We start from the raw sequence: 12,667 nt of genomic DNA, 5'->3' as shown, positions 1-12,667 counted from the left end.
TAAAACAATGGAAAATAATATTGAAAATAGAAAAAATTATAAAAAAAAATATATTGAGCTTCAAATAATTTCTTATAGAATTATCATTTTTCAAATGATTTTAATAGTTATTGGATTTATTATGTTTTTTATTGCTTATTCTTCATATACGAGAAATCAAATGTCTAATTCTTTTTTTGGGTTTTTAATATTTACAGTTATATTTTTATTTTGTTCTTTTATAAATCCTTTTATATGATGATTAATAATTAAAATTCGTCAAAATAACATGAAATTGCTATCTTCAAATTGAAAACGAAAAATAAAATCTTTTTTATATAGCTATCTTTTCAAAAAAGAGATTTGGTCATTGAAAAGTTTAATAAAAATTATGAATCAACAAGATAAAGATGTAATGAATTAAAAAAAGATCTCAAGTTGGATCTTTTTTTAATTATAGGGATTTTACTTCTTTTGCAATAAATAATTCTTCATTTGTTCTAACAATGTAAATTGGAACTTCTGAATCTTTTTTAGAAATTAGTAAATATTCTCCTACATTGCTTGGACTTGTGTTATTTAATTCTTTGTCTAATTTAAACTTAGAATAGTGTAATTTTTCAATGATTTTTTCTCTAACTAAAGAAGCGTTTTCTCCAATTCCTGCAGTAAAAACAATTGCATCTAATTTCCCGTTGATTTTATTTGCATATGTAGCACTTATATCGGCTACTCTTTGAGCAAATAGATCAATTGCAAACTTAGCATCTTGATTCCCATTTTCTGCTGCTTTTTGAACATCTCTAAAATCATTTGAAACGCCACTTACTCCTAGAATTCCGCTTTCTTTATTTAATTTATTTGTAAAATCGACAATAGATAATTTTTTTTGTCTACAAACAAATTCATGAATCGATGGATCAATATCTCCGCTTCTTGTTCCCATCATAACACCCGCTAAAGGTGTTAGACCCATTGAAGTGTCAATTGATTTAGAATTTTCAATAGCACATAAACTTGAACCATTTCCTAAATGAAAATTAATAATATTTATTTTTGATTTTTTTAAAATTTCAGCAGTTTTATTTGCAATAAAATTATGGCTTAAACCATGTGCTCCGTATTTTTTGATTCCTAATTCACTAGCTAAGTCTTTATTAATAGGATATGTATAATTAATTTTAGGAATGCTTGTGTGAAAGGCTGTATCAAAATGAGCGCTTAATCTAGCTTTAGGAAAAAACTTTTTAGTAGCTTTAATTGTATCAATTGCTGGTGGATTATGCAAAGGGGCATAAATAGCATAATCAGAAATTTTTTTAATTACTTCATCACTAATTATTGTTGCTTTATTAAAAGAATCAGCTCCATGAACAACCCTAAAACCTATTAAAGAAATATCTTCTGGAGAATTAATGATTTTGTGTTCACTTCACATTTTTATTAGTTCTTGAATTGTTACTTCATGATTAGGTAAACTTATTTCTTTTGAAATTTTACCCATTTTAATTAGACCTAAAGAAGCATTTGCTCCAATTCTTTCTGCTAATCCATTGTATTCTTGGTTTAAAGTGTCTTTGTTAAAAATAGCTCACTTAATTGATGAAGATCCTGCATTTATTACTAAAATTTTTGTCATGTTATTTGCTCTCTTTTTCATTGTGTGCAGCTTGTAATACTGAAATTAACACTGTATAAAAAACATCTTCAGATGTAGAACCTCTACTTAAATCATTCATAGGTTTAGATATCCCATTTACAATTGGACCAATTGCACCATAATTACCAAATCTTTGAACTAATTTATAACCTATATTACCAGCTCCTAAATCTGGAAAAACAAATACATCTGGTTTTGATTCAAAAGAAGATTTTCCAAATTTTGCTTCTCTAACTTTTAAATCAATTGCAGCATCTAATTGGATTTCACCTATTGCTTTTATTCCACTTGTTTTGGAATTATAAATTTCTGTAGCTTGCGAAACAGTTTCAGATTCAGGTGAAACTGCACTTTTAGCAGTAGAAAATGATAAAAATGCAACTGTATCTTTTAAACCTAAAGCTTTTGCAAATTCAGAAGCATTTAATCCAATTTCAGCCAATTGTGTAGCATCAGGTTTTATTTGTACACTAATATCACTAAATAAAAATGCCTCATCATTTTTATGCATAATCATTGAAGATGAAATGGTTTTTTGACCTTTTTTGCTTCCGATGATTTTAAATGCGGCTCTTAAAATATCTGATGTTTTATATAATAAACCACCAACAACTGCATCAAAATAATTTTCCTTTAAAAGCATTGCAGCATAAAAAGGTCTAGTTTCAACTGCACTTTTAGCACTCTCTTCAGTTTCCTTTCCTTTTCTAAATTCTAAGATTTTTGTTATGAATTCAGTCTTAAGATTTTTGTTATCATTCATGTTTATGAATTTTAATCCTTTTGCATTTGTAGGATTTTCAACTAGCAAACTCACTTCCACTAAATCAGAGTCTTGTAACATACGAGCTGCTTCTTGGGCTCTTGAATCATCTCCATCAACAAGAAGTACCTTGTATTTTTTAGCTAGATTTTTAACACTAGTTTTGATTTTTTCTGTAAATAACATTTTTTCCTTTCATATTACTTTGTAATAAGTTTATATAGTAAAATTATAGAATATAACTTGTATTGTTTTAAAATATTCTTTGAATAAAAAATAAAAAGACCAATGGTCTTTTTATAAATTATATTATTGAAGCAAGATCTTTTTGATTTTGTTCTAGTTCATTTTTTAAAGCTTCTTTTTTAGCATCTAAATTGAATTTTTCGATAATTTCTTCAACAACTCCAACAAAAGAGAAGTATGAAACTGGAATGTGGTTTAAATCACCATCTAAAATTGTTTTGATTCCTTTTAGAGAATCTTTTAACCTAACAAATTTACCTGGGACTCCACTGAATTTTTCTGCAACAACAAATGGTTGTGTTAAGAATCATTTCAATCTTCTTCCAACCTCAACAACTTTTTTATCATCTTCGCTCAAGGCATCAAATCCTAAAATATTGATAATATCTTCAAGTGTTTTTGTTTTTTCTAAAGTTTGAACTGTTTTTTTAGCAATGTCTAGATGTTCTCTTGAAGTATATTTAATTGAAAGCATTTTTGAATTACTTTCTAATGGATCAATAGCTGGATAAACACCTTCTGCTGCTAATTGACGACTTAAAATGATTGTTGAATCAAAGTGAGCAAAAGCTGCAACAGCTGCTGGATCAGTAAAGTCATCAGCTGGAATGTACATAGCTTGAATTGAAGTAATGTCTCCATCTTTAGTTGAATTGATTCTTTCTTGTAATTGTCCCATTTCACTAAACAAAGTAGGTTGGTACCCAACAGCTGAAGGAGTTTTTTCTAATAATGAAGAAATTTCACTACCTGCTTGAACATATCTAAAGATATTATCCATAAATAATAAAACACTTTTTCCTAAATTATTTCTGAAATATTCAGCAACTTTTACACCTGAAATTCCACTTCTAAATCTTAATCCTGGAGATTCATTCATTTGTCCAAAAATAAAGGCTGTTTTGTTTAAAAATCCTAAAGCTTCTGCTTCTTTTCATAACTCATGACCTTCACGAATTCTCTCACCAATTCCTGCAAAAACACTAACTCCATCATGGAATTTAATAAAAGCATTGATCAATTCTTGAACAATAACTGTTTTACCTACTCCTGCTCCACCAAGAAGACCAGTTTTTCCACCTTTTGGAATCGGAAGTAAAACATCGATTACTTTAATACCTGTTTCAAGAATTGCATTTTTTGGACTTACAACATAACGAGTAGCTTCACTATCATGTTGCATTTCTAAAGGAGCATACATATTTCCATGAACTGGAGTAGCTATACTATCATCTAAAATTTTACCAATTGGATCAATAACTCTTCCAAGTAATCTTTTACTAATTTTAATTGCATATGATTGGTTTTTTGATTTTACTTTTGTTCCAATTTTTAATCCTGTTTCATTTCCTAAGACAAAAGTTGAGACTAGATTTTTATCAAAAATATCTGCAACTTCTAATTGAATTTCTTTTCCATTTACATCTGCATAAAAAATTACTTTTGGTAAGACTTCTTCTTCAGCTTTGTCAATTCTTATTTTATAAACTTGAGATCTAATTTCAACAATTTCACCAAAAATTGTGAATTCTTTTTCTTCAATTGGTTTTAATGGATTTGTTGGGTTAAAAGAAACTTTAGGTAATAAAGCTGCTTGAGATTTTTCCATAAATTCATAACTTGTTTGTAAAGTTAATAAAGATTTAATTGCTCTTACTTTATTTTTTTCTAAACCTAAACCTCTAGCAAAAAGTAAAGCATTTAACTGGTCAATTGTAAATAAAGCTAATTGTTCCACTGAATAAAGTTTAAACAATAAATTATGAATAATTTCTTCTTCAGTATATGTGCTTGCTACAAATTCTGGATCTAAATCACTAAAATCATGGTAAACACAAGCATCACAATGCTCTGTTGCATATTTTTCATTATGATCTGAATGTTTTTTCTCATGGTCATAACAAACTTGACAAGACATATGTTGATGTTCCTCTGTAAGATTTTTTTCTTCTAAAATTTTACTAAAATTATCTATGAAATCTCTATCACGTTTACTTTGTTCGATTAAATGTAAAATTTCTTTTTCTTCTGAAATTATTTTTTCAGTTTTCGAAGAAGTTGCAAATTTAACTTCTTCAAATTTTTGAACTGATTTAGTTTCACTAATAATTTTAGTATCAAATGTTTTTGGCATTGCTTTTGCAGCTTTTTGTCCTAAGAAAAAACTTCCATCAAGAATAGTTTCAAAATTAACTCCAAATTGTGAAGAAATTTGAACAAATATACTATCTTCAATGTTGTCAAATTTTTTATCATGTTCAACAATTTTTTCAATAACTTTAACTTTAATTAATTTTTCTGAAAAATCTTTAACATTTCTTCTAGCGTATGCTCTAAGAGTATTTAAATTAACAGTTTTTAAATATTTTTTAATATTTAAAATTTCTAATTCTGTAAGATTATTTGTAGTCATATGCTATACCTCTTTCATATCCTTTTCTCTCGTATGCTAATAAAATTCTACCATCATTTCTAATGTCCTTGAACTTTTTAATAAATTCACGATTTGTTGCTAAATATTGAAGTTCTGATAATAAATGGTATTTTAAAAGCGGAAGAATCATATGATTTAAATAAAGGTTTCAAACAATAGAATCAATTCCATGTTCTACTAAAATTGCACGCATTTTTCTTCCAAGAACATCTTTGGCTAAAAAGACTTTTATTACACCAATGATAACCTTTAAAGCTTCTGTTTTTTCTGTGTAAAAGTTTAAAAAACCTTTTTTAAGCAATAGAAATAAAATTGCACTAGTTTCATAATCAATTACTTCATACTCAGCTTGATCAATTAAAGATTCAAATGCTTTCCCTTTTTGTAAAGTTTCAAGATCTCTATTAGAAATTTTAGAAGAAAATGATGAAAGTCTTTTTAGATATTTATATTCGGTGTAAATCTTTTTAAGTCCACTAGAAGCAAATGCCATAAATTTTGATTGAGCTGCCGATCCTAAACGACTAACACTTAAATTAACATCAATAGCTGGTCTTGTACCTTCATTAAATAATTTTGCTGAAGTATAAATTTGTCCATCAGTAATTGAAATTAGATTTGTTGGAATATATCCACTAATATCCCCTGCTAAAGTTTGGGCAATCGGTAAAATAGTTATTGAACCTCCACCAAATTCAGGACCATATTTTCCACCTCTTTCTAATAAACTAGAATGTACATAGAAAATATCTCCTGGATATGCTTCTCTTGCTGGTGCAATTCCAGCAAGTAAAGATAATTCTCTATAAGCATCAGCATGATTAGTTAAATCATCCATTACAACTAAAACATCCTTACCAATTTGTTGGAAAAATTCAGCAATTGCCATTCCTGCATAAGGAGCTAAATATCTTGCTGCAACTGCATCATCACTTGCTGCTGAAACAATTATTGATTTATGTAAAATATTATGTTTTTTAAATGTTCCATAAATTTCTACAATTTCATCTCTTTTTTTACCAATAGCAATGAAAATGTTAATTACATCTGTATTTTCTTGAGCAAGCATAGCATTCAAAGCAATAGCTGTTTTACCAGTTCCTCTATCTCCAATAATCAATTCCTTTTGACCTCTACCAACTGGTAAAACACCATCTACTACTGTAATTCCTGTAACAAGTGGTTCATTTACTGCACTACGTGTAAAAATTGGTTGTGCTTCTGTAAAAACATATTTTTTATCCAAAGCAACATTTGTTCTTTCATATTGTTTAACTAAAGATTCACCCAAAACATTGATAATTGATCCTAAATAATTATCATAAATAGGGATTTTATAAAGTTCTCCTGTTGCTTCTGCAAGTGATCCAACTGTTAAGTTTAAATCTTTGTCTTCATTTAGAATTGCAACTATTGCACTTCTGTCATTAGCTTTTAAAACAACTCCTTCAACTTTATCGCTGAATTTAATAATTTCCAAAAAGCTAAACTGATGTTCACCTTCGACAAAAATTAAGTTATCTTTAATTGCTGTTATTTTTAAATTTTTCATATTTTTTCCTTTCAAATTCCTTTATTACAAAATAATTGCAATAGGTACAATTACTAACAATAGTATTATTCCTAAAATAATCATTGAACTTAAGGTTAATTTTAATCCTTTATTGCTATTTTTAAATGTAATAGTTTTTTTTCTTGCAACTAATACATAACCTGCAGTGCTTATTAATGCAAATCCAACCAAAGCAAATAATATTAATGCAACAATTGGGGCACTTTGATTTATACTTGTTCCAAAATTACTTTGTAATGAATTAGATACAAATAATGGTTTATTTATAATATCTGAATTCTCAAGTCTTGATCTTATGCTTTGGTTTGTTGAAACATTACTAAAATCCTGTGTAAATTTATCCAAATTTGTTTCATCAATTAAAATTGAATAAGAAGCTAAATTATTAATATCTAATAAATTTTCTCTTAATTGAGTATTTATAGCTTCTAATAAAGCTCTATTGTTTGAATTCAGAGATCTAATATTATCTAGGGTAAATTTAAGATTTGCAGCACTTACTAATGCATTATATGAATTAACTTTAATATTTATTCCAAATACATCAAAATTAATTGTTTTATTTTGAAGGTTTAAATTCGAATACATATTTCTAACTATTCGAGAAACACTAATGTTATTTGTATTTTGGTTTTCAAAATCTGAAAAATTAATTTGATTTCCATTAAGTAATATATTTGCTTGATATGTATTTAAATCTGTTCCAAAGAATCTAAATAATATTTTGTATAAATTTAATGCTTTTTCTACTTCAATATTTCCTGTTAAATCATTTCCAAAAAAAGCTGAATCAGATAAAATTGATAGTTTTGGATCTGTTGTTCTAAATTCTTCAAAAATTTGACTCAAACTAAAAGATTCTGCTGTTCTATTAATTATTGGAGTTGTTGAAGAATATAAACCAATTCCAAGATTATTTGATGATAATCATTCAAAGATTCCTTTAAATATTTGATTACCTTTAACTACACCTGGTAAATCAGATAAAACAGATTGATTTCTATTAATGTTAATTAATGGAATTTCACCATTTGGAGTTGAAGTAGATAAGCTCATTGAATTTAAATTAGGAATTCTCTTTTCATCATTGTTCACAATGTCCCCATTTAAATAGGATGAAATTGCCCTTGCATAAACACTATCAATTGCTGATTTTACTCTATTTTGTAAAGTAGAATAAGCTTCTATGATTAATTTATTTAATTCATTTGAAGTCACTGTGTCATAATTTAATCTTGAAGAGCTTGAATTGGATACAGGATCTGCACTAGCTATTAATTGTAATGAATCTTCACGAACTGAACCAGGAACTAATTGTAAAATATTATCAATAATTGCTGTTGATCCCAAAGCACTATTAAAAGGATTATTTTCTATTTTTCTATAACCTGAAATTATTTGAGTTTTTAAATTTTCATAATTTTCAAAAGTATTTCTTAAAGAAGAATAAATTCTATTTCCACTAATTCCTGTTTCTCTTGATATTTGATCTAGTCTAATTCTTGTGAATCTATTTAATTCTTCAGTAAAAGTTATCACTTTAAGATCTTGATCAAAAGATAAATTTACAATAGGATTACCTGAAATTCAACCATTTAAAATATGAGATAAATTAACTAAAGAAGCTTGGTTTTGATTTTCAATTTGTGTTGCAGAAACTAAATTTCTAGGAAATCTTTGATCAGGGTTTCCTAATACACTATTTGAATTTACAAAAGGAGCTCTAAAAAAGATTTTCTTTGAAATAAGTGAATTTGTAATTTCTTCTGTTTCTCTAACAAGTGAATAAATAGGATTGTAATTTCTACTATTTGAATTTGCTGCATCAGTGACTTGATCAGTTATAGCAATATGATTATTATTGAATGTAATTTCCTGTAAACTAAAATTGAATTGAGAAAAAATTGAAGTACTAACATTAATATCCAAGACTTTCAAATCTTCTGTTCCGCTTCCTAAACCTAAGGTTGTAGGATTTACTTGAATATTTCCTGGAGTGATTGTTGGAGATGAAACATTATTTTGTGAAGTTACAATTTCTAAATTAGGAGCAATTCTTCCGCCACCTGCAGCATTGGGTGCTACAACATCATATCTAGTGAATACATTATCATTAAGACCTTTAATAAAAATACCTTGTGAAGTAAAAGTTGCACCATTTCCTAGATATACATCTAATTTTTGATTTTGACCTAAACTTGGAGCATTTGGAATTGTTTGTGTAGTTGCATTACTTTCAAAAAATGGAATTGTAAAAATAGCATTTGCATTATTTTGGATTAAAGGTTGTGTGCTTAAAATCTGAGTATTTAAGATTCCAAATTTTGATAGAATTGCACTTCCTTGAGAAACCGAAACATTACTAATAAGTTCTTTTGGTTTTAAACTAACAAAAATTTTATAAGTGGAATTTACTTTTTCAATAATAAAATTATTCATAAAATGTGGTCTTGCTAGTGTATTTTCAAGAGAAACAGAATTAGTTGATGAAGGCATTCATCTACCAAAAACATTTAAATTTGAAGCATAACTTGAAATAGAAGTAGCATTTGCTAATTCTCCATTTTCATTAATTAAAACTAATTTTCCTCTTGTAGTTTCTGGTAAAGAAACAGCATCATTAAAATTATTTGTACTTGCACCATTTTGTATTCCTGTATATGAAAAATCAAGAATAATATTTCTATTAGAAGACAATGTCAATTCATCAATTTCAGCAATTTCTACAATTGTAGAAACTCCTGAAGTTGTCGAATTTCCTAAATTAACAAAATCAGGAGTGGTCGGAACACCATTTGCTAAATTAACAATTTCAGGAGTTGTTGCAGGAACTGAATTTGCATCTGGGTTTAAATTTCCTCTAAGCGAAAGCGTGCTATTTGAATTTATAGTAAATCCATTCAAACTTCTAATTAAAATTTGAAGTTCTGCATTAGGATCGTTTGTTTCAAAAACAGATCTTGCACTAGTTACATTCAAATTCACTGTTTCAATTGGAGTAACACCTAAAAATTTTTCCTCATCTTTTTTTTGGTTAAAAGAATCTTGAAATAATTGTGAATTAATTCCATCTAAACGAGCAGCTTGATTTAAATTAAATTCAACTACTCTAAGATTTTCATAAATTTCAATCAAAGAATTTAAAGCTTCTGAAGCAACTGAATTTGTAGCTAAAGATTGGTTTTCAGCTCTTTTTTTAAATTCTGTTAAAGCTTGGTTTGTGTTATTTCATTGGGTAAATCTTTCAGGAGAATTAGCATCAAAATTAGACAAATAAAAATAAGTTGTAGGGAAAACATTTATTGTGCTTTCATTAGAAATAATTACTGGCCCATTAACATTGCCTGAAATAGCTTTGTTTAAATTTAAATTTTCTTTAGATGAATCTAAAATTGGCTGAGAAATAACAAAAGTACTTGTTAGTCCAACTAACAACGCAGATGACGATCCTATTAAAATTTTTTTTGTTCTTTTTTTCATTTTTCTCCCTTTTATCTAGAAATTTCATTTATTGATAAGTTTTTAAGTAAAATTTTCTTTGCAATTTTCAATGCTTCCGCTTGATGAGCTAATAATTTAAAAACATTATTATTGAAAGAATATTTTTCAGCTGTGAAATAATCAGATAATTGATTGTATGCTCTTATTACAGATAGATTTGAACTTAAAGTTAATTCATTTTCAATTTTTTCAAGAACACTTTCCTTTGAAAATTCTTTTGCACTTACTTCTTGCAAAATTTGAACAATTTTATTTTCTGAAATTACATCATATTTTCCATTTACTAAAAATAAAAATTCTTTATTATTAATCATTAGCATTAAGTTTTCTACAAGTACATGAGTTTTAATGGTTTTTTGATCTTCAAAAACTTGACCAATAAAGTCACTTTTTATTGAAATTTCCAATGTTAACAAAGCAACATCAAAAGTTTGTATTAAATCTTTATTAAAAGAAGTATTTGAATTTAAGACAAGAGTTTTATTATCTATTGAATAAATAGTTGCCTTTGAAATTTTATAATTAAAGTGATCATAGATATTTTTTAAATCTCTTGGATTTGTTGTATGGATACTGATATTATTCATTACTATGCTCCATTCCTATTTTTTCCTTTTGATAATCTCAAAATTTCATCTCTTGTTGATTTTTGATTCTTAACTTTAAAAGCACTAAATAAAAGTGTTGATTGCAAAGTAGCTTCTTCTTTTCTTGCTCTATTTCATTTAAGGATAAGTTCTTTCTTTTGTTCTTCTAAACGCTTTTTCTTTTCATCTAAAAGTTGTAATTCGATTTTTAATTCTTCAATAACACTAATGGATTTAAACTCAAAAAGTTCTTGTTTGAAGACTGACTTAACAAATTGCTCATAAAAAGTATTGATATTTGGTAATCATGTGTGCTTTTTAAAATTTATATTTCTCAATGTTTTCGCATATGACATTATTTCAACTTCATTTTCTTCAGAAACAATCGGCATTCCGTTTTCATCTTGATTTGATTCATTTCAAACTTTAATATTTTTTGTATTAAAAGGAACAATTCTTTCTTGAACAAGGCCACCATTATTTTTTGTACTAGATTGAGCAATCAACAAAGAAACATAGTTGAAAATTTTATTATTTAAACCAACATCAACAAGTTCTCCAATTCTGTTTGCAAAATCATCAATTTGATTAAATAAATCCAGATCATAATGATCAATAATATTTAAATTTAATTGTCTAGCAATGTTATCAACATTTGTTCCTACAGTTATTACAAAATCTTTATCAGGTCTAATTCTTTCTTTTACTGTTTGACTTAATTTACGTAAAAGAGCTTCTGAGAATAAATCTAATTTTTTAGGATCGATTAATATGTATAATTCTTTCCTATCATTTTCATGATGCAATTCATGATAGATATTTGAGTTATGAGGAAATCATTTATTGATAATTCTATTCAATAAATAATGACTTTCTCCCTTTTGAAGTTTTAACATATTTAAACTTGCAATTTCTTCATTCAACTTTTGTAATACTTTTATTTTTGAAATATCAATATAGTTATGATAGAAATCGAGATTTTGTTTTTTCTCTTCGACATCTTTTCTTTTCATTTTTTCTCCTAATTGATTTTTCTATTATTTCTTATTGCTAAAAGGATCTTCTAGTGCCTCATATTTTGGTTTTTCAGGCATAATTTGATCAATTACACTATTGTTAAAAACCTGAGCTGCTTTTTCAGAAACATATAAAGAAGTTATTCCATCAACATTTCTTACTAATAAAGTGTCTTGAAAAAATTCCACTTCATGGCCAACTGTTAGAGCATTTTCAAGTAATTTGATAAATGTTGAAACAATTTTTTTAATTTCTTCATCTTCATCTACAATTGTGTCTCAATCTTGAACACCCAATGGTGGCATTAATTTTGGATTTGCAACAGCAACAGGAAGAATTTTTGATTTATCAAAACGAACTGAATCAAAGATGATAATCGGGTTTAAAACAATTGGGACCCCTTTAATAATTTTTGCAAAAACATTTAATACAAATGTTTTTATTATTTTTTGAATATGAGCAATATCAATTATTTTTCCTTCATAAAGAAATAGATGAACTTGTAAAGCCATATCTAAAATAGTTAATTGAGTGTCTCTTTGAATAATTTCGTTGTAATTTCACGCAGATTTGTTTAAAACTAATGAGTAACTTTCATATAAATCAACCCCAACTAAAGGTTTTGCATTTAAATTGTCATAATTTTTTTGAATTAATTCAATTTTCTCTTTTCTTAAACGAGAATCTTCCTCAACATATTCTAATTCAGTTTTGACTATTTTTGAATTGACATCAATTTCTTTTGTTTGGTTAATTAATTCTTCATAATTTCAAGTATTCGAAAGTTTTTTAGATGTTGATTGAGATTTAGGAGCTAAGTTAATATCTTGCTCATTTGTTTTAATAAGTAATTCTTTTTTCATTATTTCTTTTCCTGTTTGATTTTTATCTGTTTTTTTCATAATTT

At 26.9% G+C, this 12,667-nt stretch carries 9 protein-coding genes; 1 reads left to right on the top strand and 8 read right to left on the bottom strand.

The features are described 5' to 3' along the window. Nucleotides 1–7: 7 nt before the first annotated feature. A complete protein-coding gene (locus MMOB_RS00920; RefSeq protein WP_041362811.1) occupies nt 8–403 on the top strand; it encodes a hypothetical protein in 396 nt (131 codons plus the stop codon). A gap of 30 nt (nt 404–433) precedes the next feature. On the opposite strand, the gene MMOB_RS00915 is transcribed toward MMOB_RS00920, so the two are convergent. From MMOB_RS00915 to MMOB_RS00880, 8 genes are all read right to left on the bottom strand, one after another. Further along, nucleotides 434–1,639, bottom strand: coding sequence for an acetate/propionate family kinase (locus tag MMOB_RS00915; protein ID WP_011264689.1), 1,206 nt, complete (start codon nt 1,637–1,639; stop codon nt 434–436). Continuing rightward, nucleotides 1,620–2,588 carry a phosphate acetyltransferase gene (locus MMOB_RS00910; RefSeq protein WP_011264688.1) on the bottom strand — a complete coding sequence of 323 codons (969 nt, stop codon included), beginning with the start codon at nt 2,586–2,588 and terminating at the stop codon, nt 1,620–1,622. Before MMOB_RS00910 ends, MMOB_RS00915 begins: the two co-directional genes overlap by 20 nt. A 118-nt stretch (nt 2,589–2,706) precedes the next feature. After that, nucleotides 2,707–5,061: an MMOB1670 family gliding motility ATPase complex subunit gene (locus MMOB_RS00905; RefSeq protein WP_225968659.1), complete on the bottom strand. Its 2,355-nt coding sequence runs from the start codon at nt 5,059–5,061 to the stop codon at nt 2,707–2,709. After that, complete coding sequence (locus MMOB_RS00900) at nt 5,048–6,634, bottom strand: MMOB1660 family gliding motility ATPase complex subunit (protein ID WP_011264686.1); 1,587 nt, start codon at nt 6,632–6,634, stop codon at nt 5,048–5,050. Before MMOB_RS00900 ends, MMOB_RS00905 begins: the two co-directional genes overlap by 14 nt. Nucleotides 6,635–6,658: 24 nt before the next feature. Next, a complete protein-coding gene (locus MMOB_RS00895; protein ID WP_011264685.1) occupies nt 6,659–10,135 on the bottom strand; it encodes an MMOB1650 family gliding machinery internal complex protein in 3,477 nt (1,158 codons plus the stop codon). Between the two features lie 11 nt (nt 10,136–10,146). Then, nucleotides 10,147–10,743 carry an MMOB1640 family gliding machinery internal complex protein gene (locus MMOB_RS00890; RefSeq protein ID WP_011264684.1) on the bottom strand — a complete coding sequence of 199 codons (597 nt, stop codon included), beginning with the start codon at nt 10,741–10,743 and terminating at the stop codon, nt 10,147–10,149. A gap of 2 nt (nt 10,744–10,745) precedes the next feature. Next, nucleotides 10,746–11,756, bottom strand: coding sequence for an MMOB1630 family gliding motility ATPase complex subunit (locus MMOB_RS00885; protein ID WP_011264683.1), 1,011 nt, complete (start codon nt 11,754–11,756; stop codon nt 10,746–10,748). A 24-nt stretch (nt 11,757–11,780) separates the two neighbouring features. Then, on the bottom strand, nt 11,781–12,662 hold the full coding sequence (locus MMOB_RS00880; RefSeq protein WP_011264682.1) for an MMOB1620 family gliding machinery internal complex protein: 882 nt from the start codon (nt 12,660–12,662) through the stop codon (nt 11,781–11,783). Between the last annotated feature and the right edge of the window lie 5 nt (nt 12,663–12,667).

Source organism: Mycoplasma mobile 163K, from assembly GCF_000008365.1.
Lineage (GTDB): Bacteria > Bacillota_I > Bacilli_A > Mycoplasmatales > Metamycoplasmataceae > Mycoplasma_J > Mycoplasma_J mobile.
The sequence above is the reverse complement of the archived record's forward strand: the minus strand, read 5'-3'. Positions and strand labels throughout refer to the sequence as shown.